Origin of the sequence: Amycolatopsis sp. NPDC051758, from assembly GCF_044453095.1 — a bacterium.
In the GTDB taxonomy this organism is placed as follows: Bacteria; Actinomycetota; Actinomycetes; order Mycobacteriales; family Pseudonocardiaceae; genus Amycolatopsis.
Genome location: NZ_JBITCJ010000006.1, coordinates 425,004 through 447,105 on the forward strand (window position 1 = coordinate 425,004; position 22,102 = coordinate 447,105).

General features: G+C 71.4%; 24 protein-coding genes. 13 read left to right on the plus strand and 11 right to left on the minus strand.

All coding sequences use genetic code 11. The annotated features are described in order from the left end of the window. Positions 1–10: 10 nt before the first annotated feature. Entirely contained in the window at positions 11–1,441 is a 1,431-nt protein-coding gene (locus ACIA5G_RS29250; RefSeq protein ID WP_395928814.1) for an alpha/beta fold hydrolase, read from the minus strand. Positions 1,442–1,794: 353 nt separating this feature from the next. After that, positions 1,795–2,499 (minus strand): FadR/GntR family transcriptional regulator, encoded by a 705-nt coding sequence (locus ACIA5G_RS29255; RefSeq protein WP_395928816.1) that lies wholly within the window; start codon positions 2,497–2,499, stop codon positions 1,795–1,797. A 75-nt stretch (positions 2,500–2,574) separates the two neighbouring features. Here ACIA5G_RS29255 and ACIA5G_RS29260 point away from each other — a divergent pair, with 75 nt between their 5' ends. Together ACIA5G_RS29260 and ACIA5G_RS29265 are read left to right on the plus strand one after the other, a co-directional pair. Continuing rightward, the gene (locus tag ACIA5G_RS29260; RefSeq protein WP_395928818.1) at positions 2,575–3,450 is read left to right on the plus strand and encodes a carbon-nitrogen hydrolase family protein; all 876 of its coding nucleotides are present in this window, start codon (positions 2,575–2,577) and stop codon (positions 3,448–3,450) included. Further along, positions 3,447–4,772, plus strand: a complete 1,326-nt coding sequence (locus ACIA5G_RS29265) for an APC family permease (protein ID WP_395928820.1) — start codon at positions 3,447–3,449, stop codon at positions 4,770–4,772. The genes ACIA5G_RS29260 and ACIA5G_RS29265 overlap by 4 nt, the downstream gene beginning before the upstream one ends. Before the next feature lies 1 nt (position 4,773). Here the strand turns inward: ACIA5G_RS29265 and ACIA5G_RS29270 are convergent, their stop codons facing one another. Both ACIA5G_RS29270 and ACIA5G_RS29275 read right to left on the minus strand, forming a co-directional pair. Then, complete coding sequence (locus ACIA5G_RS29270; RefSeq protein WP_395928822.1) at positions 4,774–5,151, minus strand: hypothetical protein; 378 nt, start codon at positions 5,149–5,151, stop codon at positions 4,774–4,776. A 43-nt stretch (positions 5,152–5,194) separates the two neighbouring features. Further along, entirely contained in the window at positions 5,195–5,950 is a 756-nt protein-coding gene (locus tag ACIA5G_RS29275) for an acyltransferase (protein WP_395928824.1), read from the minus strand. 52 nt (positions 5,951–6,002) lie between these two features. Here ACIA5G_RS29275 and ACIA5G_RS29280 point away from each other — a divergent pair, with 52 nt between their 5' ends. The 4 genes from ACIA5G_RS29280 to ACIA5G_RS29295 all read left to right on the plus strand — a co-directional run bounded on the left by ACIA5G_RS29280 (position 6,003) and on the right by ACIA5G_RS29295 (position 11,129). After that, positions 6,003–6,965 (plus strand): nucleoside hydrolase, encoded by a 963-nt coding sequence (locus ACIA5G_RS29280; protein WP_395928827.1) that lies wholly within the window; start codon positions 6,003–6,005, stop codon positions 6,963–6,965. A gap of 17 nt (positions 6,966–6,982) precedes the next feature. Next, positions 6,983–8,110 (plus strand): NlpC/P60 family protein, encoded by a 1,128-nt coding sequence (locus tag ACIA5G_RS29285; protein ID WP_395929272.1) that lies wholly within the window; start codon positions 6,983–6,985, stop codon positions 8,108–8,110. A gap of 217 nt (positions 8,111–8,327) precedes the next feature. Then, on the plus strand, positions 8,328–9,764 hold the full coding sequence (gene rox, locus ACIA5G_RS29290) for a rifampin monooxygenase (protein WP_395928829.1): 1,437 nt from the start codon (positions 8,328–8,330) through the stop codon (positions 9,762–9,764). A gap of 159 nt (positions 9,765–9,923) precedes the next feature. After that, entirely contained in the window at positions 9,924–11,129 is a 1,206-nt protein-coding gene (locus ACIA5G_RS29295; RefSeq protein WP_395928831.1) for a glycosyltransferase, read from the plus strand. A gap of 46 nt (positions 11,130–11,175) precedes the next feature. On the opposite strand, the gene ACIA5G_RS29300 is transcribed toward ACIA5G_RS29295, so the two are convergent. Genes ACIA5G_RS29300 through ACIA5G_RS29315 form a run of 4 tightly spaced genes read right to left on the minus strand, consistent with a single transcriptional unit; the run spans position 11,176 to position 14,761 of the window. Continuing rightward, entirely contained in the window at positions 11,176–12,177 is a 1,002-nt protein-coding gene (locus ACIA5G_RS29300; RefSeq protein ID WP_395928833.1) for an NAD(P)H-dependent oxidoreductase, read from the minus strand. Positions 12,178–12,230: 53 nt separating this feature from the next. Next, complete coding sequence (locus tag ACIA5G_RS29305; RefSeq protein WP_395928835.1) at positions 12,231–13,088, minus strand: LysR family transcriptional regulator; 858 nt, start codon at positions 13,086–13,088, stop codon at positions 12,231–12,233. A 9-nt stretch (positions 13,089–13,097) separates the two neighbouring features. Further along, positions 13,098–13,919, minus strand: coding sequence for a hydrolase (locus ACIA5G_RS29310; RefSeq protein WP_395928837.1), 822 nt, complete (start codon positions 13,917–13,919; stop codon positions 13,098–13,100). Continuing rightward, on the minus strand, positions 13,916–14,761 hold the full coding sequence (locus ACIA5G_RS29315) for an alpha/beta fold hydrolase (protein ID WP_395928839.1): 846 nt from the start codon (positions 14,759–14,761) through the stop codon (positions 13,916–13,918). The genes ACIA5G_RS29310 and ACIA5G_RS29315 overlap by 4 nt, the downstream gene beginning before the upstream one ends. A gap of 97 nt (positions 14,762–14,858) precedes the next feature. Between ACIA5G_RS29315 and ACIA5G_RS29320 the strand changes: the two genes are divergently transcribed. Next, on the plus strand, positions 14,859–15,230 hold the full coding sequence (locus tag ACIA5G_RS29320; RefSeq protein WP_395928841.1) for a winged helix-turn-helix transcriptional regulator: 372 nt from the start codon (positions 14,859–14,861) through the stop codon (positions 15,228–15,230). 4 nt (positions 15,231–15,234) lie between these two features. On the opposite strand, the gene ACIA5G_RS29325 is transcribed toward ACIA5G_RS29320, so the two are convergent. Beyond that, positions 15,235–15,603: a VOC family protein gene (locus ACIA5G_RS29325; RefSeq protein ID WP_395928843.1), complete on the minus strand. Its 369-nt coding sequence runs from the start codon at positions 15,601–15,603 to the stop codon at positions 15,235–15,237. 60 nt (positions 15,604–15,663) lie between these two features. Here ACIA5G_RS29325 and ACIA5G_RS29330 point away from each other — a divergent pair, with 60 nt between their 5' ends. Next, positions 15,664–16,293, plus strand: coding sequence for a winged helix-turn-helix transcriptional regulator (locus tag ACIA5G_RS29330; RefSeq protein ID WP_395928845.1), 630 nt, complete (start codon positions 15,664–15,666; stop codon positions 16,291–16,293). 4 nt (positions 16,294–16,297) lie between these two features. Here the strand turns inward: ACIA5G_RS29330 and ACIA5G_RS29335 are convergent, their stop codons facing one another. After that, a complete protein-coding gene (locus ACIA5G_RS29335; protein ID WP_395928847.1) occupies positions 16,298–17,149 on the minus strand; it encodes an SDR family oxidoreductase in 852 nt (283 codons plus the stop codon). A 78-nt stretch (positions 17,150–17,227) separates the two neighbouring features. On the opposite strand from ACIA5G_RS29335, the gene ACIA5G_RS29340 reads away from it, so the two are divergent. After that, complete coding sequence (locus ACIA5G_RS29340; protein ID WP_395928849.1) at positions 17,228–18,022, plus strand: helix-turn-helix transcriptional regulator; 795 nt, start codon at positions 17,228–17,230, stop codon at positions 18,020–18,022. Here the strand turns inward: ACIA5G_RS29340 and ACIA5G_RS29345 are convergent. After that, positions 18,012–19,166 carry an MFS transporter gene (locus ACIA5G_RS29345; protein WP_395928851.1) on the minus strand — a complete coding sequence of 385 codons (1,155 nt, stop codon included), beginning with the start codon at positions 19,164–19,166 and terminating at the stop codon, positions 18,012–18,014. The two genes, ACIA5G_RS29340 and ACIA5G_RS29345, sit on opposite strands and share 11 nt — an antisense overlap. A gap of 22 nt (positions 19,167–19,188) precedes the next feature. On the opposite strand from ACIA5G_RS29345, the gene ACIA5G_RS29350 reads away from it, so the two are divergent. From ACIA5G_RS29350 to ACIA5G_RS29365, 4 genes are all read left to right on the plus strand, one after another. Then, complete coding sequence (locus ACIA5G_RS29350) at positions 19,189–19,584, plus strand: MmcQ/YjbR family DNA-binding protein (RefSeq protein ID WP_395928853.1); 396 nt, start codon at positions 19,189–19,191, stop codon at positions 19,582–19,584. A 64-nt stretch (positions 19,585–19,648) separates the two neighbouring features. Further along, entirely contained in the window at positions 19,649–20,044 is a 396-nt protein-coding gene (locus ACIA5G_RS29355; protein ID WP_395928855.1) for a YciI family protein, read from the plus strand. Then, the gene (locus ACIA5G_RS29360; RefSeq protein ID WP_395928857.1) at positions 20,044–21,267 is read left to right on the plus strand and encodes an RNA polymerase sigma factor; all 1,224 of its coding nucleotides are present in this window, start codon (positions 20,044–20,046) and stop codon (positions 21,265–21,267) included. The genes ACIA5G_RS29355 and ACIA5G_RS29360 overlap by 1 nt, the downstream gene beginning before the upstream one ends. 42 nt (positions 21,268–21,309) lie before the next feature. After that, a complete protein-coding gene (locus ACIA5G_RS29365) occupies positions 21,310–22,083 on the plus strand; it encodes a maleylpyruvate isomerase family mycothiol-dependent enzyme (RefSeq protein ID WP_395928859.1) in 774 nt (257 codons plus the stop codon). Positions 22,084–22,102 lie beyond the last annotated feature (19 nt).

Consider the following 22,102-nt stretch of genomic DNA (forward strand, 5'->3'; position numbering starts at 1 on the left):
GTCTTGCGGCTTACGGTGCTGGGATCGGCGCTCCGGCGCAGGTCGCTGACGTCGTCTTGCCCGTGTCGAAAAAAGTGACAGCGGCGTCGGCGCAGGGCAGTGACGACAGCGAGCCGTGGACGTCGTCCTCGATCGTCATCAGCGCACCGCCGACCCGCTGCCGCATCGCGAGCGCCCAGCCGATCGGCGTGACGGGCTCGTAGGCGTGGCCGACCAGCTGCAACGGGCTTGTCCCGTTTTCGAACGACCACGGCCGGGCGGCCAGCGGCCAGCCGATGCAAAGCTGTTCGTAGAGGCCGTAGCCCCCGGCGACCGGCAGGCGCTTCATGCGGTCGACGCGGTGCTGCCAGACGGTCTCGAAGTCCCGCGGGCTCGGCGACTCGTTGCAGAGGAGAGCTGTCTGCTGGAAGTGGTTGAAGGCGTGCGGCTCGCCATCCCAGCCGAGGCCGCCGGTTTTCTCCACCCGATCGAGTGAAGCTGTTCCGCCGTCGCGGATCTCGGCGAGCTGCTTGGCCAAGCCGGCCCACTCGCGACGCGGGTTGGCGAGCATGCCGTTCACGGCCGCGCCGTCCACATCGCCCCGCGGATGCGCGGTGAGCTCGGCCCGCAGGTCGAGCAGGGCTTTCGCAACAACGGGCTCCGTGGTCCCAAAACGGTAGACGGCGTCGTACCGGGCGATCCACGACGCGAAGTCGTGGAAGGTGTTCTCCCCCGCGGTCGCCTGGCCGTCGTCCATCGAGGTGACGTTCAGGTCCGGCGGCATGACGGAGTCGAGCAGCATCTTGTCGACGTGCCCGTCGAAGAGCGTCCGGTACTGCGCGCCGAGAGCGGTGCCCCACGAGACGCCGTAGTAGCCGATCTTGTCCTCGCCCAGCGCCACGCGGGTGCGGTCCAGGTCGCGGGCGATGGTCGGCGTGGTCAGATTCCGAACGAAGGCGGGATGCGCGTCGACACACTTGCGGTTCGCCTCGGCAGCGCGCTCCGCGGCTTCGCGGGCTTTCTCCTTGTCGGGCACCCCCGGGTCCGGTTCCTGGACGTCGACGGCACACGGCAGATCGGCGCTGTAGCCGACACCGCGTGGATCAAAGCCGACAAGATCGTGGTGGACACCGATGCCACCTGCATGACTGTCGGCGATGGCGCGAGGCATGTCGAGGCCGGACTGCCCGGGACCGCCGGGGTTGAGCAGCACGGCACCGGTCCGCTCCCCGGTCGCCCGGATGCGGCTGACAGCGATGTCGATTTTCCGACCACCGGGATCGGCATAGTCGAGCGGGACCGGGACCTGCGCACATTCGGTCCGGGTGTCGCCGGAATCCCACCCCTTCGCAACGGCGGAGCAGAGCTGCCAGGAGAGCCCGTCAGCGGCGGCGACCGCAGGGACGGCGGGGAGCAGCGCCGCGGCAGCGAGCAACGGAACGGCGAACCGGGTGATCGACATGCGCCCAGCATCTCGGGGAGCGCGCGGGGCGGAGATCGGCCGATCAGCCGATGATCACCGCCGAACGGCCAGGAGTCGGAGCGGGTCAGGCCGGAGCCGTGGTCGGCGTTCTTGTCAGGTTCTTCGGGCGGCGCGGCGAACTCGAACATCGGCGTCTCGGCAAGTCAGCCGAGGTTAGAAAGGCTTTAGTCGGGTTTCGGACCACGAAGCCTTACGTCAGCTCAAGCCCACAACATCGTCTGACCCAGACTGCGCACACGCCGCCGCGTCACCCGCGCCGCCGCGTCCGGGTCGCCGACGCCAAGATTCCACCAGGCAGGCCGTGGTCGAGTTTCGGACCACGAAGCCTCGCATCAGCTCAAACCCACAAACATCGTCTCGTGCAGACCCCGCACATGACGCCGCGTCACCCGCGCCGCCGCGTCCGGGTCGCCGGCCGCCAGCGCCTTCACCAGGCGGCCGTGGTCGCGGTTCGACTGGCGCAGCTTCTCCATCGGGTACGGCAGGTAGAAGCGGTACAGCTCGGCCAGCACCACCTCGTACTGCCCGACCGCCGCCCGTGGTCCGGGATCGGCGACGGCTCGGTGGAACTCCGCGTCGAGCTCGTGGAACTCCGCCCAGCCCGCCGCCGTGTCCATCCGGGCGACCAGGGTCCGCAGGCGCGCGAGGTCCGGCGACCGCTTCGCCACGAACTGGACCAACCCCACCTCCAGCACCAGCCGGTGGTCGATCAGCTCGCGAACCTCGGCGGCCGACTCGCGGTAGGCGCCGACCTCGCGGACCTGCTCCGCCGGCGGGTTTTCGGCCACGAGCGTCCCGCCGCCGCGGCCGCGGCGGCGCTCGATCAGGCCATCTTCGGCCAATGACTCAAGTGCTCGCCGGACGGTGATCTCCGCGACGCCCAGGGCCCGCGCGATCTCGCCGTTCGCCGGCAAGCGCTCCCCCGGCTTCAGCAGCCCTAGCTCGACGGCCAGCGCGATGCGGGCGCGGACGGTGTCCAGTGCGGACAGCCGCCGGATGCCGGTCAACGCGGGCGCGCTCAGGTCTGCGGTCGCCATGAACCGACCGTACCGCACAAATTGCTCATCCTGAGCACTCTTGTTTAAGTGTTCAAGATGGACTATTTTTCGTCCATGCCGCGACCCCTGCCGATCGCTCTGGTGCAAGCGCCGCCCCGACCCGTCGGCGACGGCGGGTTCGCGGGCGAGGTCGAGGCGGTCCTTCGCCGTTTTCCGGACACGCGCCTGGCCGCCTTCCCCGAGCTGCACCTCTGCGGCGTCGACGGCGAAGGCGACGAGCGCACGAAGCAGCTTCGCGACGCCGCCGAACCGCTGCACGGACCTCGGGCGAAAGAGCTCGGTGAACTGGCCGCAGACCTGGGGATCTGGCTCGCCCCGGGCACCGTTTGCGAAAAAGGCGACAACGGCGAGCTCTTCAACACCGCCCTGGTGTTTTCCCCGCGAGGCGAGCTGGCCGGCTGGTATCGCAAGGTCTTCCCGTGGCGGCCCCACGAGCCGTACGACCCGGGTGATCGCTTCGTCGTCGCCGATCTAGCCGACGCCGGCCGCGTCGGGTTCTCGATCTGCTACGACGCCTGGTTCCCCGAAGTGACACGGCACCTCGCCTGGATGGGGGCCGAAGTTGTGCTCAACCCCGTGCAGACCACAACACCCGACCGCGCGCAGGAACTCGTCCTGGCCCGGGCGAACGCCATCGTCAACCAGGTCTTCGTCGCCAGCGTGAACACGGCCGGGCCGCTCGGCATGGGCGACAGCCTGCTCGTCGGGCCCGAAGGTGACGTCCTCGCCGCGTTGCCGGGATCCGGCGACGGCGTCCTCGCCCACACGATCGACCTCGACGAGGTGGCGCGCGTTCGCCGCGACGGCACCGCGGGCACCAACCGCATGTGGGAGCAGTTCACGCCCGCCGACGCACCCCTGCAGCTGCCGCTTTACCAAGGCCGGATCGACCCGGACCGCTGGCGTCCACAAGAAGGAGACGACCGATGACCTCCACGGCCGCGGCCCCGGCCGCCCTGCAGCGGCGGCTCGGCCTGCCCGGCGTCGTCCTCTTCGGGCTCGCCTACATGGCGCCGTTGATCGTGCTCGGCACGTTCGGCATCGTCGCGACGACGACCGAGGGCACCGTGCCGTCGGCGTACCTGCTCGCCCTGGTCGCGATGCTGTTCACGGCGGCGAGCTACGGGAAGATGGCCGCCACGCACCCCGTCGCAGGCTCGGCCTACACCTATGTCCGGAAAGCGGTCGACGCGCGCGCCGGGTTCCTGGTCGGGTGGGCGGTACTGCTCGACTACTTCTTCCTGCCGATGGTGATCTGGCTGATCGGCGGCGCCTATCTGTCGGCCGAGTTCCCGGGGGTGCCCAATTGGATCTGGTTGATCACTTTCATCGCGCTGACCACGATCCTCAACGTGCTCGGCATCAAGATCGCCGAGAAGGCCAACTTCGTGCTGATGGCCTTCCAGCTGCTGGTGATCGGCTTCTTCGTCGTTCTTTCGGTCAAGCAGGTGCTGCACGCTGGTGACCCGCTGGCGAGCACGCAGCCGTTCTTCCACCCGGGCAGCACGCTGGGCACGATCTCGGGCGGCGCCGCGCTCGCGACGTACTCCTTCCTCGGCTTCGACGCCGTGACGACGTTGACCGAAGAGACGACCGAACCGCGCAAGACGATCCCCCGCGCCATCCTGCTGACCGCGCTGATCGGCGGGGGCATCTTCATCGTGCTGGCCTACTTCACCCAGCTCGCCCATCCCGGCAGCACGTTCACCGACGAGTCGTCCGCCGCGTTCGAAATCGCGACGACGATCGGCGGGAACCTGTTCGCGTCCTTCTTCCTCGCCGGTCTGGTCGTCGCGCAGTTCGCGTCGGGGATCGCGGCGCAGGCGAGCGCGTCGCGGCTGATGTTCGCGATGGGCCGCGACGGCGTGCTGCCGCGCGTCTTCGGCAAGCTGCAGCCGAAGTTCGCGACGCCGGTGTTCGGCATCGTCCTCACCGGGCTCGTCGGGCTGGTTGCGCTGTCCTTGGACGTCAGCACGTCGACGTCGTTCATCAACTTCGGCGCGTTCACCGCGTTCACCTTCGTCAACGTCAGCGTGCTCGCCACCTGGCTGCGCGACCGGTCCGGGAAACGGGCCCTGACCTGGGTGGTCTTCCCGGTGATCGGTGCCGTGGTCGATTTGTGGCTACTGGTCAACCTGGACGGCATCGCGCTGATCTTCGGCCTGGTCTGGCTGGCGATCGGGATCGTCGTGCTCGCGGCGATCACCCGCGGCTTCCGGCGGCCGCCGCCGGAGATGACGTTCGAGGAGTAGGTCAGCCGCCCGGGCATTCGTTGCCGCCGCCGCTGTGCTCGACGCAGTGGCGCGGCTCCGGCGGTGGCGGCGGGGCGTGCCGGACGTCGTCCGCCCAGTTCAACGCCGCGACCGCGGCGGCCAGCGTCAGGCAGATCCCGAAGAACCAGGTCCAGCCGCGCCGGCGCGTGGTCGCCGAAACGACCACGCCCACGAGCGGCAGCCCGGCGCCGAGCCAGGCCGCCCAGGTCAGGTAGCCGTCACCCTCGTGCGAGCTCGTGCCGAAGACCGGCATGCTCTGCAGGAGACCCTGAAGCACGAGGAGCGGGACGACGAGCACCAGGCCCACGGCGCAGAGCGCCAACACGAGCGACGACCACGCGGTCCGGAGTTCCCCCACGCGGCCAGTATGTCCGGCCGGAGGACAAGAAACCTGAGTAGTTCTACTGCTCGCCGAGAGTCTTCTGCAGCGCCTTGTTCGCCTTCCGCGCCATGTCCGCGACGGCCTCGCGGCGCGCGGCATCGGCGGCGTAGTCGTCTTCGCGGTTACGAACCACCCGAGCCGGCGCGCCGACCGCGATCGAGTAGTCCGGAATGTCACCACGGACGACCGCGTGCGCGCCCAGCACACAACCGCGGCCGATGCGGGTGCCCTTCAGGACGCTGACCTTCGTGCCGAGCCAGGTGTCCGGCCCGATCCGGACCGGCAGCTTCACGATGCCCTGGTCCTTGATCGGGACGTGGATGTCGCTGATGACGTGGTCGAAGTCACAGATGTACACCCAGTCGGCGACCAGCGTGGCCGCGCCGAGCTCGATGTCGAGGTAGCAGTTGATCACGTTCTGGCGGCCGAACACGGACTTGTCGCCGATCCGCAGCGAACCCTCGTGGCAGCGGATGGCGTTGCCGTCGCCGATGTGCACCCAGCGGCCGATCTCCAGCCGCCCGTACCCGGGCCGGCAGTGGATCTCGACGTCCTTCCCGAGGAAGAGCATCCCGCGCAGGATGATGTGCGGGTTGGCGAGCCGGAACTTGAGCAGCCGGTAGTACCGGACCAGGTACCAGGGCGTGTACGCGCGGTTGCGCAGCACCCAGCGCAGCGAGTCGGCGGTCAGGAACTTCGCCTGTCGCGGATCGCGGCGCGCCTGCCGCCAGGCTCGCACCCGCGAAAGAGCGGGCGCACCCCACATCGACGTCATGCGGGTGACCGTAACCTGTGTGCGGGACGGGTTCACGGGCAAGGGGAGCTGGATGGGCACGAAGCTGATCATCGACACCGACCCGGGCGTCGACGACGCGCTGGCGATCGCGCTGGCGGCGCTGTCCCCGGACGTCGACCTGCTGGGTGTGACGTCGGTGTTCGGCAACGTCCCGATCGACCGCACGACCTCGAACGCACGACGCCTGCTGGAGCTGTTCGGCCGCACGGACGTCCCGGTGGCCGCCGGGGCGGCGCGGCCGCTGGTGTACTCCAAGCCGCGGGACGCCAAGGAGGTCCACGGCGGCGACGGCCTGTCGGGCCACTCCTACACACTGCCGGAGGCGAGCCGTCCCCTGGAGGAGCGCGACGCCGTCCGGCTGATGCTCGACCTGCTCGAAGCGTCCGACGAGCCGGTGACCATCGCGCCGATCGGGCCGCTGACGAACATCGCCGCGCTGCTCGCGGCCCACCCGGGCGCGGCGGCGAAGATCGCGCGGCTGGTGATCATGGGCGGCGGCGTGACGTTCGGCAACAGCACCACCGCCGCCGAGTTCAACATCTGGAGCGACCCCGAGGCGGCCCGCCGGGTGCTGGTCGAGGAGGACGTCCCGGCGGTGCTGGTACCGCTGGACCTCACGCACCGCTGCGCGGTCGACGGCGAGTGGCTGGCGAAGCTCGCGGCATCGGGGCCGGTCGGCGCGACGCTCGAAGGCCTCACCTCCACCTACCGGCAGCACTACACACGCGTGTTCGGCGAAGACCGGATGGTCATGCACGACGCCGTCGCGGTCGCCGAGGCGATCTCGCCCGGGATCCTGCACACCGAGACCTACCGCGTCGACGTCGACTGCGGCCTCGGCCCGGCACGCGGGCAGACGCTGGTCGACCGGCGACGGCTCGGTGAAGACGATCCGCAGTTCTCCCCCGGCCGCCCGATCGAGGTGGCGATGGACACCGACCTCGACGGCCTGCGCGGCTTCGTCCTCGACCGGCTGACCGGAGCCGCCCGGTGAGCGAGGAGCCCGAGATCGTGCCGGAGGAGACGCCCGTTACGCCCGAGCCTCGCCGCCGGAAGACGGCGGTCGTGGTGGCCGCGGTGGTCGTGGTCGCCGCCGCGCTGGTGGCCGGCGTCCAGCTCGCGCCGAAGCAACAGGAGACGACGAACGCCGCCGCGACGGTCACGCCGACGGTCTCTGTCCCGAAAACGACCACGCCGCCGCAGACGTCCGCGCCGCCGAAGGTGCCGGAAGCGAGCGAGTTCGACGCCTGGGCGTCCAAGACCAGCCAGTGGCTCGACGTCCCGTTGCGCGCGATGGTCGGCTACGCGAAGGCGACGACAAAAATCGGCAAGGACATCCCGGGCTGTCACCTGTCGTGGGTGACGCTGGCCGCGGTCGGGAAGGTGACCTCCGACCACGGCCGGGCGCAGGGCGGGCAATACGGCACCACCGGCGCGCTGGCCAAGCCGCTCGGCACGATCGAGGTGCGCGACTTCTACAACAAGGTCGTCTCGACGGCGAACGCCGCCGGGCCGATGCAGCTGTCGCCGTCGATCTGGGCGAAGTACCAGGCGAGCTACTCGGGCGGGAAGCCCGATGTCCAAAACATCGACGACGCCGCGCTGTCCACCGGCCGCGCGCTGTGCGACGGCGGCCACGACCTGTCCCAGGGCCAGGTCTGGTGGGACTCGGTCGCGACGCTGCAGTCCGCGCCGCTGTTCCTGCACCGGACGCTGGCCACGGTCAACGTCTACGGCACGGTCGGCCAGGGCTCGGCGGCGCCGAACGCCGCGGTGCTGAGCGCGGTGAACTTCGCCATCGACAAGATCGGCCTCCCCTACATCTGGGGCGGCAACGGCACCGGCGGCAACGACCCGGGCTTCGACTGCTCCGGCCTGACGACGGCGGCGTACGCGAGCGCCGGGATCAAGCTGATGCGCACCGCCGACACGCAGTTCCGGAGCGTGTCGCACGTGACCGATCCGCAGCTGGGCGACCTGATCTTCTACGGCGAGCCGGCGACGAAGATCCACCACGTCGGGCTGTACATCGGCAACCAGCAGATGATCGACGCGCCGCAGACCGGCCAGGCGGTGCAGGTGCACTCGTACCGCAGGGACGGCGACGACTACGCGGGAGCGGGCCGCCCGACGGCGTGAGCCGTGGTCGTTTCGGGGCAAGACGGCCAGGAAAAGGATTGGACGGGGTGGCAGCCAGCCTTGTAGCTTGCAGCCGACCGTGACACCGCCCGAGGAGGTGAGACCCATGAACGCTGTAGCGCTGTGGGTGCTCCCCCTGGCCGTCACGGTCGGGCGATTGACGTAGGTGTCACGCCGGGAGCGCCTCGACCACCAGGCACTCCCGAAAGGCACCACCATGGACTCTTCGCCCTCCGTGTTCGACGTGATCATCGCCGGGTGCGGGCCGACCGGCGCGATGCTGGCCGCCGAACTGCGGCTGCACGATCTGCGGGTACTCGTTCTGGAGAAGGAAACCGAGCCCGTCTCGTTCGTCCGCATCGTCGGTCTGCACATCCGCAGTCTCGAGCTGATGGCGATGCGCGGGCTGCTGGACCGTTTTCTCGTCCACGGAAGACAGCGTCCGGCCGCCGGTTTCTTCGCCGCCATCCCCAAACCGGCGCCCCAGGGCCTGGATTCCGCGTACGCCTATCTGCTGGGCATCCCGCAGCCGGTCCTCGAGCGACTGCTCGAGGAACACGCGGTCGAGCTGGGCGCGCAGGTCCGGCGCGGGTGCGCGGTCGCCGGGTTCGAGCAGGACGACGAAGGGGTGACCGTCGAGCTGGCCGACGGGGAACGGCTGCGTTCGCGCTACCTCGTCGGCTGTGACGGCGCGCGCAGCACGGTGCGGAAACTGCTCGGCGTCGGCTTCCCCGGCGAGGCCGCACGGACCGAGACGCTGATGGGCGAGATGGAAGTGGGGGTGCCGCCGGAGGAGGTCGCTGCCAAGGTGGCCGAAATCCGCGAGACCCGATTCTGGCTCCGGCCCTTCGGCAACGGGGTCTACAGCGTGCTCGTCCCCGCGGCCGGGGTCAGCGACCGCGCGGAGCCGCCCACCCTCGACGATTTTCGGCAACAGCTGCGTGCCGTCGCCGGCACCGATTTCGGCGTGCACTCCCCGCGCTGGTTGTCGCGGTTCGGGGACGCCACCCGGCTGGCCGAACGGTATCGAATCGGGCGGGTGCTGCTGGCCGGCGACGCGGCACACATCCACCCGCCGACCGGCGGGCAGGGCCTCAACCTGGGCGTTCAGGACGCGGTCAATCTCGGCTGGAAGCTGGCCGCGCAGGTCGGCGGCCGGGCACCGGACGCAGTGCTGGACACCTACCAGGCCGAACGTCGGCCGGTCGCCGAGGACGTCCTCGACAACACCCGCGCGCAGATGGAGTTGTCGTCCCCGGAACCAGGCTCACAGGCCGTGCGCAGGTTGCTCACCGATTTGATGGACTTCGACGAGGTGAACCGCTATTTGATCAAAAAGATCACTGCGATCGACATCCGCTACGACTTCGGCGAAGGGCCCGACCTGCTCGGCCGCCGCCTGCGCGACATCGACGTGAAGACCGGCCGCCTCTACGGTCAGCTGCATCGCGGCCGCGGCCTGCTGCTGGACCGCACCGAACGCCTGACGACCGGCGGCTGGTCGGACCGGGTCGACCACCTCGCGGATCCCACCGCTGACCTGGATGTTCCGGGTCTCCTGCTACGCCCCGACGGCCACGTCGCCTGGATCGGCGACGACCAGCAGGACCTGGACGACCACCTCGCCCGCTGGTTCGGCGAGCCCGTCGGCTGAGTTCGCCGGCGCCTGGTCAGTTTTCGGCCAAAGCCCCGTTCGAATGATTCCCCCGCCCCCTTCAAGGTATAGCCGACACCGGGGCTTGCGGCAAGGCCGGGGTGATGCTCCACAATGGCCCGTCCGAAGCCAGGGCCAGGGGAAACGGGGATTCACCAAGTGCGTGTTCTGTTGACGACGTGGGGTTCGCGCGGGGACGTCGAGCCATTGGCGGCGCTCGCCGTGGCGTTGCGGGAGCTCGGTGCGGAGGCGCTGGTGTGCGCGCCGCCGGACGAGGATTTTGTGGGATTGCTGGAGCGGGCCGGCGTGCCGCTGGTGCCGTTCGGAGAGTCGGTGCGTGCGGTGGTGAGCGGCGAGCGGCCGGACCCGTTCCGGCTCGCAGCCGCGCTGGTCGACGCGCGGTTCGAGGCGCTCGATGCGGCGGCCGAGGGGTGTGACGTGCTGCTGGCGACCGGCCTCCTGCCGGCCGGCGCGCGGGACGTGGCCGAGAAGCGGGGCATCCCGTACGTGTACGCGAGCTTCCACCTTCACGGCCTGCCGTCGCCGGTCTTCCCGCCCGGGATGCGGCCGGGCACCCCGTCGCCACCGGACGAGACCGACAAGCGGGTGCTGTGGGAGCACGACGCCCAGCGCGTCGACGCTCTGTACGGCCCGCCGCTCAACCGCGGCCGGGAGGCGCTCGGCCTGCCGCCGGTGGACAACGTCCGCGACCACGTCTTCACCGACCGGCCGTGGCTGGCGGCGGACCCGACGCTGTGTCCGTCCGAAGGCATGACGAACCTCGACCTCGTGCCGACCGGGGCGTGGATCCTGCCGGACGACCGGCCGCTCCTGGACGAGCTGACGACGTTCCTGGACGCCGGCGAACCGCCGGTGTACGTGGGCTTCGGCAGCATGGCCGCGTACGCGCCGGAGGGCATCGCGCAGGTCGCCATCGAGGCGATCCGTGCGCAGGGCCGCCGTCTTCTCCTCGGCTCCGGCTGGGCGGAGCTGGCCCTGGCTGACAACGCCGACGACTGCTTCGTCGTCGGCGAGGTCAATCAGCAGGCGCTTTTCCGCCGTGTCGCCGCCGTGGTCCACCACGGCGGCGCGGGCACCACAACGACGGCCGCGCGAGCCGGCGCGCCCCAGGTGGTCGTGCCCCGGATCGCGGACCAGCCGTACTGGGCCGGGCGGGTGGCCGAGCTGGGCATCGGCGCCGCACACGACGGTTCGGCGCCGACCGTCGAGTCCTTGTCCGCCGCGCTGACCACGGCCCTGGCCTCCGAAACCCGAGCGCGGGCCCAGGAAGTCGCCGCCGCGATCCAGACCGATGGGGCGGCGGTGGCCGCGAAACTGCTTATCGAAACAGCCGGCCGCCCGTGACTCGTCGGGACGCTCCGGTCGGCGTCGACCGGAGCGTCCCGGCTCGTCAGGGTTCGAGATCGGCCACGCCCCGGCCACTCACGATGTCGAACGGGACGGACGCCTGGTCGTGCGTGATCAGCCATTCGCCGTTGATCTTCCGGAAGCAGAAGGTGGCCCGGACCCACATCCCGTCGGTCGCCGTCCCCTCCTCCAGCGTGCCGCTGAGCCGGCCGAAGGCGTGCCCGAACGCCACGTTCCGGTCCACGGTGACCGTCAGGTCGCGGACCTCGTAGGACACGTCCTTGAAGAACGTGAACGCCTTCGCCCAGTTCTTCGCCTTCGCCTCCACGCCGACGTGCTGCAGCGGCGGCTCGACGTCGAACGACACGACGTCCGCCGCGTAGTGCCGCATCAGGCCGTCGAGGTCCTTGGCCCCGATGCCTTCGACGATCCCGGAGATCTGCCGCCTGATCGCGGTTTCGTCCGTCTCAAGCTGATCGGACGTCGCCCGCAGCGGCGCGAGGGCGGCGCTCCAGGCGACGACGTGGTCGAGCATGGTGCCCAACGTGGTCACGGCGTAGTCGCCCGGCTTGAGCGTGGTGAAGTTCTCGAACTCAGTCGCCAGCGGCAGGACGACCTGCATCGCCACGTCGGCCATGTGCAGCGCCCCGCAGACGAGCCGCAGCTGTTCGACCGCGCGGGCGCCCCCCGCGCCGCCGTAGGACACGAACCCGACCGCCTTGTTGTTCCATTCGTAGTACACGTGGTCGAGGGCGTTCTTGAGCACACCGGGGAGCGAGTGGTTGTACTCGGGCGTGACGATCACGAACCCGTCGAACGAGGCGACGGTCTCCGCCCAGGCCCGGGTGTGCTCGTGCTCGTGGCGGCCCGCCGACATCGACGCCGGCGTCGAGGCGTCCAGGTGCGGCAACGGGTGGTCGAGCAGGTCGATCACCTCGAACTCGGCGTCGCCTCGCTGCGACGCGAGGTCGTGGACCCACCGGGCGACCTGCTCGCCTCTGCGGCCGGGACGGGTGCTGCCGAGGATGATTCCGATCTTGGTCATCGTTCTCCTGTTCCGATGCGGGTACAGGTACGACGAAGCGGCCCGCCGGAATGTCAGGCGGGCCAGTCCCAGCCGGTGATCGTGGTGCGCAGCAGGCGCGCGGCTGCGGACAGATGGCTGTCCGCGGCCCAGGACAGGGTGATCGTGCGACGGCATCCGGGGTTGTCGACGGCGATCCAGACGAGCGGAGTGTTCATCCGCCGGGCGAAGCCGGGGACGAGTCCGATGCCGAGGCCCGCGCCGATCAGGTCGGCGATCGCGGTGGGCTCGTCGACCTCGCAGACGATCTTCGGCGTGCGGTCCCGCGCGGTGAAGAGCCGGTCGAGCAGCCGGCGTTGCCAATGTCCTTGCCGGGCGGTGACAAACGGCTCGCCGGAAAGCTCGTCGATGTTCACCGACGTCCGATCCGCCAGCGGGTGGCCGAGAGGCACGGCCACCCCGACCGCCTCCTCGAACAGCTGCACCGACTCCAGGCCCTCGGCGTGGATCGGCTGCGAGGCAACACACAGATCGACGTCCTGGGCTCGCAGGCGACGACCCATGTCGTCGGCCGGCGACCACTGGAGCTCGACCTCGACCGAGGGATGGACCCGTTTGAACGCCGCCAGCGGCCCGGTGAGGGTGAGGAAGGTTTCCGACGCCAGCCGCACCGAACCCAGGCCTTGGGCGACGGCGCGACGTCCCGCGTCGAGCTCGCCCAGGGAGCGTTCGACGTGGTCGCGGAAGAGCCGGCCCGCGTCGTTCAGCCGGAGACGGCCGCCCCGGTCGAACAACGGCGCGCCGAGCTCGCTCTCCAGCCGGGCGATGGTGCGGCTCAGCGACGGCTGGGCAACCCGCAGCTCGTCGGCGGCGCGGCTGAGGTGCTCGAGCCGCGCCACCACCAGGAACTGCTTGAGCGCGTTCAGGTCCACGGCCGCGGCTCAGCCGAGGTGGTCGTTCGCCCCGCCGGCCCAGGCGATGTAGCGCTCCGCGGACCGGCGCACCGCACCCTTCGCGTCACCGAGGACCGTGCCGCCCAGCAGGCCGCAGAGGCGGTCGAACTCGTACGGCGCCAGCCGGTCCACGATCCGCTGCACCAGCCCGGCCGACAGCGGGATCTTGTTGGGGTAGCTGCGCATGAAGGTCACCCACCCCGCGGCGGCCACCGGCACGATCGTGTCGCCGGCCAGCAGGGCGCCGCCGGTGCTGTTCTCGACGTGGGCCACCGCGGCGCCGGGGAAGTGGCCACCGGCCTCGACGAGCGTCACCCCGGGCAGGACCCGCTCGGTGCCGGACCACTCGCGGAGCACCGGGGCCTCCCGCTGCACCCACTGCCGGTCGGCGGTGTGCACCAGCACGGGGATGCGGCCCAGCCGGTGGCTCCAGCTGACCTGCGAGCCGTACATGTGCGGGTGGCTGGCCACGATCACCGCGGCGCCGCCGAGCTCGTCGATCTTGGCGGCCAGCGCCGGGTCGAGGTGGTTCGGCGGGTCCCACAGCAGGTTGCCCTCGGCGGTCTGCACCAGGTGCGTCCACTGGCCGATGCCGAACGGCGGTTCCCGGTTCAGCCGGTGCAGGCCCGGTTCCAGCTCCTCGTGCACCACGTCGTGGGCGTCGGCCGAGAGCTTGTCCAGGGTTGTCCACACCTGTCCCGAGGCGGGCACCCACTGGCGCTCGTCCGCGCAGATCGCGCACTCGCCGGCCGGGGGCCGGTCGGTGTCGGGGTGCTCGACCCCGCAGGTCCCGCAGATCCAGATCGTCATGACGACAGTCTTGAAGCTCCAGCAAGGTCGAGGTCAAGGAACGCTTTCAGCAGCGGCGCAAGGACATCGGGACGGTCCAGCGGAATGATGTGGCCGCAGTCCTCGACGACGTGGGCCACCAGGTCGTCGGCGAACGGCCGCAGCTGACGCGCGAGCGTGTCCCCCACCGGGTGGGCGCCGATCGCCATCGTGGGCACCGTGAGCCGCCCGCCCGCGACGGCGTCCGCGATCTGCCGGGCGCTGACGGGCATCGCGCGGTAGTGGGCGAACGCGCCGCGCAGGGCTTCACGCCCGGTGTAAGCGGCGACGAAGTGGTCGCGGATCTCGCGCGGCACCCCGCGGCCCCGGGTGCCGGCGTCGAGGAACCAGTCGACGTACTCCGCCTCGTGTCCGATGAGGACGGTCTCGGCGAGGTCCGGGACGGCGTGGAACCCGAACCACCACGGCGGCCCGCCCGCCAGGAAGTCTTCGGCGCCGGGAAGACGACCCAGCAGCGACTCCATGAGGACGAGCCGCCGGACCCGCTCGGGGTGGCGCATCGCCAGCAGGAACGCGGGCGGCGCACCCGCGTCGATGCCGACGACCGCGGCCGCCGGTTCCCCGAGTGCGTCGAGGAGCGCTTCGGCATCGGCGGCGAGGGTGCCCGCGTCGTAGCCGTCTTCCGGACGCGCCGTCGCGCCGAGCCCGCGCAGATCCGGGGTGATTACTCGATAGTGCGTCGCCAGCTGCGGGACGACTTCGATCCAGAGCCGCCCGGTGTGCGGGAAACCGTGCAGCAGCAGGACGGCGGGGCCGTCCCCGGTGACCGTGACGTTGACCTCGATGCCGTTCACGCGCAGCATGACTCTCCTTGGCGGTTACCATTGGTTACCAGAGAACCGTAGGTAACTTCCAAGCCGTGACCAAGACGGCACTTTCCCGACAGGTGGTGAGCTCCAGGTGACCCCCTCGAAGCGCGGCGACCTGTTCGACCCCGCGTGCCCGACGCGCCGGCTGCTCGACCGGATCGGCACGAAGTGGACGTCGATGGTGGTCAAGGTGCTGGCCGAGGCGGACCCGCGCGAGGTGCGGTTCGCGGAGCTGCAACGCCGGATGCCGGGCGTCTCGCAGAAGATGCTGTCGGTGACCCTGCGCTCGCTCACCCATGACGGCCTGGTCGCCCGCCGTGTCGAGCCGACGGTCCCACCGAAGGTGCACTACCGGCTCACGGATCTGGGGCTGTCCCTCGAGGTTCCGTTGGCCGCGCTGAGGAACTGGGCCGAGGAGAACATGCCGGCGATCGACCGGGCCCAGTCGGCCGCCGAGGAATGACGCGTCAGGCCGGGCCCGCGAGGCCGATCAGGTTGCCCTCGACGTCGGTGAAGTGGGCGACCACCAGGTCACGCCCCGGCGCCCGGTCCGGGCCCATCCGACGGGTGCCGCCGAGGCGCTCGGCCTCCGCCAGCGCCGCCGCGACGTCCGGGACACCCACGTAGAACACGACGTGGCTCTGGTGGCCCGCGCCGCCGCCGACACCGCCCGGGATGCCGCCGGTCTCGACGAACCCGTAGTTCCCGGCTTCCGACACCTGGTCCGACACCGGACCCGAGGTGTCGAACTCCCAGCCGAACAGCTCGCCGTAGTACCCGCGCAGCCGCGCCGGGTCCGTCCCGATGATTTCGAAGTGCACCACAGGATTTCCCATGAGGGTGACCGTACGCCGTTCTAGTTGTTAAAAACAACCTCGTAGTTGTAAATTAGCACCATGTCGACGAGCCGAAGTTACGGAGACGCCTGCGCCACCGCCCGTGCCCTGGACGTCATCGGGGAACGCTGGGCGCTGCTCGTGGTGCGTGAGCTCCTGCTCGGGCCGCAGCGGTTCTCCGACGTCCGCCGCGCGCTGCCGGGCGCGAGCTCGAACCTGGTCACCGACCGGCTGCGGGAACTCGAAGGCCACGGCGTCGTGACCCGCCGGAAGCTGCCGCCGCCGGCCGGTTCGACGGTCTACGAGCTGACCGAGTGGGGCCATGAGCTGGAGCCGATCGTCCTGGCGCTGGGCGCGTGGGCATCCCGCGTCCCGCTCCCCCGGCCCGCGACGCTCGGCGCGACGTCGGTGCTGCTGTACCTGCGCGGCTCCGCCCGCCCGCGCGCAAACGCTTGCTACCGCGTCGAACTGGACACGCGGGTGTGGACGGTCCGGACCGAGCCGGGCCGCCTGACGGTCGAACCCGGCGAACCCACCGCACCGGACGCCGTGCTCCGGACCGACCCGCCGACGTTGAACGCCCTGCTCGAAGCCCCGTGGGACCTCGACCCTCTGACCGCCGACGGCCGCGTGGTCGTCGAAGGTGACCACACGGCCGTCCGCCGGCTGCTGCGCGAACACGAGGCCTGAGCGCTCAGCCGAACTCCGCGGCGTGGTCGGCCGCCCACTCGGCGAACCCGCGAGCCGGGCGGCCGGTGACGTCCAGGACGGTCGTCGTCGTGGGCTGCGGCCGGTCCACGAGCGCGGCCAGCCGCCGGATCCGGGCTTCGACGACGTCGGCCGAGCCGACACTGCCGAGGCCGCGGGCCTCGAACACGGCCGTAAGCTCACGACGGTGTTCGTCCAGGTCCTGGGCCTCGACCCGAACGGGACGCCCGGCGGCGGCACCGATCAGCGCCGCCTGCTGCCGCACGGTCAGCGACTCGGGCCCGGTCAAGGTGTGCACCGCGCCGACGTGCCCGGACGACGTCAGCGCGCAGGCGGCGACGGCGGCGATGTCCGCCTCGTGGACCAGCGCCGCGTGCGAGTCCGGGAAGGGGTCGCGCACCACGCCGTCCGCGCGGATCGACCGTGCCCAGACCAGCCGGTTGGCCGCGAAGCCACCTGGCCGCACGAACGTCCACGGGATCCCGGAGTCGCGGACGGCCTGCTCGGCTTCGCCGTGGGCCCGGGTGATGGCGTCGTCCGACGCGGGATCGGCGCCCGCCGCGGACAGCACGACAACGTGCGCCAGGCCGCCCGCCCGGGCGAGGAAACCGCCGAGCCCGGCCGTGCCGGCGTAGAGGAACGCCGTCGTGACGCCGTTCAGGGCCGCGTCCCAGCCCTCGGGCCGGGCGAGGTCGGCCGCGACCACTTCGACCCCGCCGGGCAGCCGGGCCGCGCCCGGGTCACGGCCGGCCGCGCGGACTTCGTGGCCGTCTTCGAGCAGTCTTCCCACCAGGGCGCGGGCGACGTTCCCGCGGGCGCCGGTCACCAGAATCGTCATGCGGCCAGGCTCGTCCCGGGTGGCCGAAACGGGGTAGGCACTGGCGGTACCACCCCGCGGCGAGGTGATGATGGACCGATGGACAGGGCAGAACTCGGCGCGTTCCTGCGCAGCAGGCGAGCCAGGCTGCAGGCCGCCGACGCCGGCCTCGCGCCCGGCCCGCGGCGGCAGACGCCGGGGCTGCGGCGCGCCGAGGTGGCGCTGCTGGCCGGGATCTCCGTCGACTACTACGTCCGGCTCGAGCAGGGCCGCGGACCACGGCCGTCCGATCAGGTCCTGACCGCGCTGGGGCGGGCGCTGCGCCTGACCGCCGACGAGCACGCGTACCTCCTCCGGCTGGCCCGGCCGGCTTTCGCGCCGCCGTCCGGGCCGGTGCCCGCGAACGTCCTGCGACTGCTCGACCGCCTCGACGACGTCCCGGCGATGGTCATCAACGCCGGGTACGACCTGGTCGCCTGGAACCGGATGCTGGTCGCCCTGATCGGCGATCCGGCCGGGTGGTCACCGCGACGGCGAAACCGGCTGCGCCGGCTGTTCGACACCGGCGACAAGATCACCGGTAACCGGCTGGAGCTGGCCCGGCTGTGCGTCGCGGACCTGCGTGCGGGCGGGCGGTACCCGGCCGATCCCGTCGTCCGGGCACTCGTCGACGAACTCTTGGACACGAGCCCCGAGTTCGCGCGGCTGTGGGCGGCGCGCGAGGTCGTCGTGCCGCGGACGCTGACCAAGCGGACCGTCCACCCGGTCGCGGGCCCGCTGGAGCTCGACTGCGAGATCCTCGCCGTCCCGGGCCACGAGCACCGGCTGCTGGTCTACACCGCGGCGCCGGGCACCCCGTCCGCCGAAGGCCTGAAACTGCTGCTCACCGCGTGAGCGCCGGCTCCCGCACCCGCAGCGACGGAGCGAGGAACAGAATCGCGAAGGTGACCACGACGGCCGACGACAGCGCCCAGTGCAGCCCGATCCGGGTCGCGAGCGCCCCGACCAGCACCGGCTCCACCAGGAAGCCCAGGTACCCGCAGGCCGCGACGGCGGCGACCGCGCGGCCCGGCGCGTCCGCCTGCTTGCGGCTCGCCACGCTCCACGCGATCGGCACGATCCCGGCGACGCCGAGCCCGACCACCGCAAAGCCGAGCACCCCCGCCACCGGCCACGGCGCGGCCAGGACCAGGGCGAACCCGAGCACCGCGACCGTGGTCGCAAACCGGACGAACACCACCGGGCCCGTCCGCGCCACCACCCGGTCGGCGACCAGGCGGACCGCGATCATCGTCCCGGAGAAGGCGAAGTAGCCCAGCGAGGCGAGCGCCGGTGTCGCGCCGGTGACGTCGGCGAGGTACACCGCGCTCCAGCTGTTGACCGCGCCCTCGGCGACGAACCCGCAGAACGCGATCACGCCCAGCGGCACCAGGGCCCGGCTCGGCCACGCGAACGCCGCGTCACCCTGGCCGCGGTCGGCGCCGGTGAGGAACCGCGTGCGCGCCGCCCACAGCGCGAGCGCCAGCAGCACCGCGCCGGCCACCGGGAAGTGCACCGACACCGGGACGTGCACGGCCTCCATCAGCGCGTCGACCCCCGAGCCCGCGAGGCCGCCGATGTTCCAGAAGGCGTGGAAGCCGGCGAAGATCGGCCGTCCGTACCCCTCCTCGACGCGGGCGGCGTGCGCGTTCATCGCGACGTCGAGCAGGCTGTTGCCCACGCCGAGCACCACGAGCGCGGCGACGAACACCGGCGCGGACCACGCGAAGGCGACCAGCGGCAGCCCGGCGCACAGCACCACCGCGCCGAGCACGACGGCCGCGCGGCTGCCGATCCGTGCGAGCAGCGCCCCCGCGCCCAGCAGCGTCAGCACCGATCCGGCCGCGAGCCCGAACAGCCCGACCGCCAGCTCCCCCGTGCTCAGGCCGAGCTGTTGCTGTACCGCCGGCACGCGGGCCAGCCAGGTCGCGAACGCCGCGCCGCACACCGCGAAGACGATCGAAACACCCAGGCGTGCGCGTTTCAGTTCCCCAGTCACTTCGGCGATTATCCTGATCGCCGTGGCCAGCTGGGACGACGTCGGCCGGGTTGCGCGCGAGCTGCCCGAAGTGGTCGAAGAAAACTCGCGCGGGTACCTGGCCTGGCAGGTCGGGAAGAAGGGCTTCGCCTGGGAGCGCCCGCTGCGCAAGGGCGACCTCGAGGCGCTCGGCGCACGGGCGCCCGCCGGGCCGGTGCTGTGCGCGTACGTGCCGGACGTCGGGGTCAAGGACGCCCTGGTCGCCGACGACCCGGCCGTCTTCTTCACCACGCCGCACTTCCGCGGCTTCCCCGCGATCCTCGTCGAGCTCGACCGGATCGACCTCCCGACGCTCGAAGAAGTGCTGGTCGAGGCCTGGTTGTGCCGGGCGCCGAAGCGGCTGGCGAAAACTTGGCTCGAAAACCGACCAACGATGTAGAGAACGCGGGCCGGGCTCCGTCCTTCCCGTGAACGCGCCACCGCGGCGCGGAAAGGAGCCGATCATGGCGAAGTACATGCTGCTGATGAGCTACAGCGGGGACACCGCGTGCGACCTCCCGATGGGTGAATGGCCGCCGGAGGACATCCGCGCGCACATCGACTTCCAGCACGCGCTCGACGCCGAGCTGCGGGACAAGGGTGAGCTCGTCGACGCGCAGGGCCTGGCCGGGCCCGAAGTGGCGAAGACGGTGGTCTCCGACGGCCGGACCAGCCCCGTGGTCACCGACGGGCCGTACCCGGAGGGCAAGGAGCTGCTGGCCGGCTACTGGGTCGTCGACGTCGAGAGCGAGGAGCGCGCGCTGGAGATCGCGGCGAAGGCCTCGGCCGCGCCCGGGCCGGGCGGGGTGCCGATCCGGCAGCCGATCGAGGTCCGCCAGGTGATGAGCGCACCCGCCTGATGCCCGGCGACCGGGTCGAGGACCTGCTGCGCACCCTCGCGCCGCAGGTCCTCGGCGTTGTCGCGCGGCGGTTCCGCGACTTCGACGCCGCGGACGACGCCGTGCAGGAAGCGCTGCTCGCGGCGGCGCGGCACTGGCCGTCCGACGGGCTACCGGACAACCCGCGCGGGTGGCTGATCCAGGCCGCTGTGCACCGGCTGACCGACCATTTCCGCAGCGAGCAGGCGCGGCGCCGCCGGGAGGAGACACTCGCTCACGAACCGCCGCCGGCGGATGTCCCGAATACCGACGACACGCTCGTGCTGCTCTTCCTGTGCTGCCACCCGGCGCTCACCCCCGCGTCGGCGATCGCGCTGACGCTGCGTGCGGTCGGCGGCCTGACCACGGCCGAGATCGCCGGCGCGTTCCTGGTCCCGGAAGCGACCATGGCGCAGCGGATCAGCCGCGCCAAGGCGCGCATCAAGGCGTCCGACGTGCCGTTCCGGCTGCCCGAAGCCGGCGAGCGCGAGGCCCGGCTGCAGGCGGTGCGGCACGTGCTCTACCTGGTGTTCAACGAGGGCTACACGAGCAGCGCGGGCGCCAGCCTGCACCGGACCGAGCTGTCCGGCGAAGCGATCCGCCTGACCCGGCTGCTGCACGAGACGCTGCCGGACGACGGCGAGGTCACCGGGTTGCTGGCACTGATGCTGCTCACCGACGCGCGGCGCCCGGCGCGGACCGGTCCGTCCGGGGAGCTGGTGCCGCTGGCCGAGCAGGACCGGGCGAAGTGGAACCGCGCGCAGATCCGGGAAGGCGTCGCCCTGGTCACCGAGGCGTTGAAGCGCGGCGACGCGGGTGAGTACCGGCTGCAGGCCGCGATCGCCGCGGCGCACGGCATCGCGCCGCGTGTCGAAGACACCGACTGGACGCAGATCCTGCGCACCTACCGGCTGCTGGAGCGGATGACGGACAACCCGGTGGTGTCGCTCAACCGCGCGATCGCCACGGCGATGGTGCACGGGCCCGCCGCCGGGCTCGAGCTCCTGGCGACCCTCGAGCTGGGCGGGCACCGGCTCGACGCCGCCCGGGCGCACCTGCTGGAGCTGGCCGGGGACACCGCCGCCGCGATCCGGCACTACGACGCGGCGGCCGCGCGGACCGCGAACACCCCGGAGCAGCGGTATCTCATGACGCGCGCGGCCCGGCTCCGGGCGTCGAGCCGGATCGACCTCCGGGGCAGCTGAAAACGCCCCCATGGCCACCTCCGTCCGGACTATCTTGGCCGGGTGAAGTCCTTGAGCCACGATCGGCTGGCCGAGGCGCTCGTCGCCGAAGCGGAGCAGTTCGGGATGACGATCGCGGGCGCCGCCCCGGACGTGCGCGTCCCGACGTGTCCCGAGTGGACCCTGCACGACCTGATCCGCCACGTCGGGCTGGCCTACCACAAGTCCGCCACCATCATCGCGAGCCGGCCCACCGGGTACGTGCCGTTCGAAACCGTCACCGTCGACGACCCGCCCGGCTTCGACGCTCTCGGCAACTGGCTGATCGACGGCGCGGAGCGGCTCGTCGAGGCCGTGACCGACGTCGGCCCCGAAACGCCGACCTCGACGTGGACACCCGACCGCCGCGCCGGGTTCTGGACGCGCCGGCTCACCCACGAGACCGTCGTCCACCGCGCGGACGCCTCGCTCGCGACCGGCGCGCCGTACGAGGTCGACGGTGATCTGGCCGCGGACGGGATCTCCGAAGGCCTCGACCTCGTGGCCGTTTTCTCGCGACTGGAACACCCGGCCCTGGACCGGACGGCGCTGCGGGGCGCGGGCGAGACCCTGCTGTTCCGCGCCACCGAACCGAAGGTCGCCTGGCTGGTGCGGCGGACGCCGTCGGCGGTCGAGGTGAGTTTCGAATCTGCGGCCGAGGCCGACGTCGTCGTCGAGGGCCGTGCCGTCGATCTGCTCCTGGCGCTGACCGGGCGCGTTGCCGCCGACGACCCGCGGTTGACGATTTTCGGCAACGCGGAGCTGTTCCGGCATTGGCGGGAGAACACGAAGTTCTGAGACGCCGTCTCCGGGTGAC

What these genes read in the sequence shown, in the direction of transcription:
- ACIA5G_RS29360 (WP_395928857.1), top strand. Translation starts at nt 20,044, where the DNA reads ATGCCCGGCGACCGGGTCGAGGACCTGCTGCGCACCCTCGCGCCGCAG.
- ACIA5G_RS29325 (WP_395928843.1), bottom strand. Translation starts at nt 15,603, where the DNA reads ATGGGAAATCCTGTGGTGCACTTCGAAATCATCGGGACGGACCCGGCG.
- ACIA5G_RS29250 (WP_395928814.1), bottom strand. Translation starts at nt 1,441, where the DNA reads ATGTCGATCACCCGGTTCGCCGTTCCGTTGCTCGCTGCCGCGGCGCTG.
- ACIA5G_RS29330 (WP_395928845.1), top strand. Translation starts at nt 15,664, where the DNA reads ATGTCGACGAGCCGAAGTTACGGAGACGCCTGCGCCACCGCCCGTGCC.
- ACIA5G_RS29260 (WP_395928818.1), top strand. Translation starts at nt 2,575, where the DNA reads ATGCCGCGACCCCTGCCGATCGCTCTGGTGCAAGCGCCGCCCCGACCC.
- ACIA5G_RS29310 (WP_395928837.1), bottom strand. Translation starts at nt 13,919, where the DNA reads ATGACGATCTGGATCTGCGGGACCTGCGGGGTCGAGCACCCCGACACC.
- ACIA5G_RS29255 (WP_395928816.1), bottom strand. Translation starts at nt 2,499, where the DNA reads ATGGCGACCGCAGACCTGAGCGCGCCCGCGTTGACCGGCATCCGGCGG.
- ACIA5G_RS29275 (WP_395928824.1), bottom strand. Translation starts at nt 5,950, where the DNA reads ATGACGTCGATGTGGGGTGCGCCCGCTCTTTCGCGGGTGCGAGCCTGG.
- ACIA5G_RS29340 (WP_395928849.1), top strand. Translation starts at nt 17,228, where the DNA reads ATGGACAGGGCAGAACTCGGCGCGTTCCTGCGCAGCAGGCGAGCCAGG.
- ACIA5G_RS29280 (WP_395928827.1), top strand. Translation starts at nt 6,003, where the DNA reads ATGGGCACGAAGCTGATCATCGACACCGACCCGGGCGTCGACGACGCG.
- ACIA5G_RS29355 (WP_395928855.1), top strand. Translation starts at nt 19,649, where the DNA reads ATGGCGAAGTACATGCTGCTGATGAGCTACAGCGGGGACACCGCGTGC.
- ACIA5G_RS29335 (WP_395928847.1), bottom strand. Translation starts at nt 17,149, where the DNA reads ATGACGATTCTGGTGACCGGCGCCCGCGGGAACGTCGCCCGCGCCCTG.
- ACIA5G_RS29315 (WP_395928839.1), bottom strand. Translation starts at nt 14,761, where the DNA reads ATGCTGCGCGTGAACGGCATCGAGGTCAACGTCACGGTCACCGGGGAC.
- rox (WP_395928829.1), top strand. Translation starts at nt 8,328, where the DNA reads ATGGACTCTTCGCCCTCCGTGTTCGACGTGATCATCGCCGGGTGCGGG.
- ACIA5G_RS29300 (WP_395928833.1), bottom strand. Translation starts at nt 12,177, where the DNA reads ATGACCAAGATCGGAATCATCCTCGGCAGCACCCGTCCCGGCCGCAGA.
- ACIA5G_RS29265 (WP_395928820.1), top strand. Translation starts at nt 3,447, where the DNA reads ATGACCTCCACGGCCGCGGCCCCGGCCGCCCTGCAGCGGCGGCTCGGC.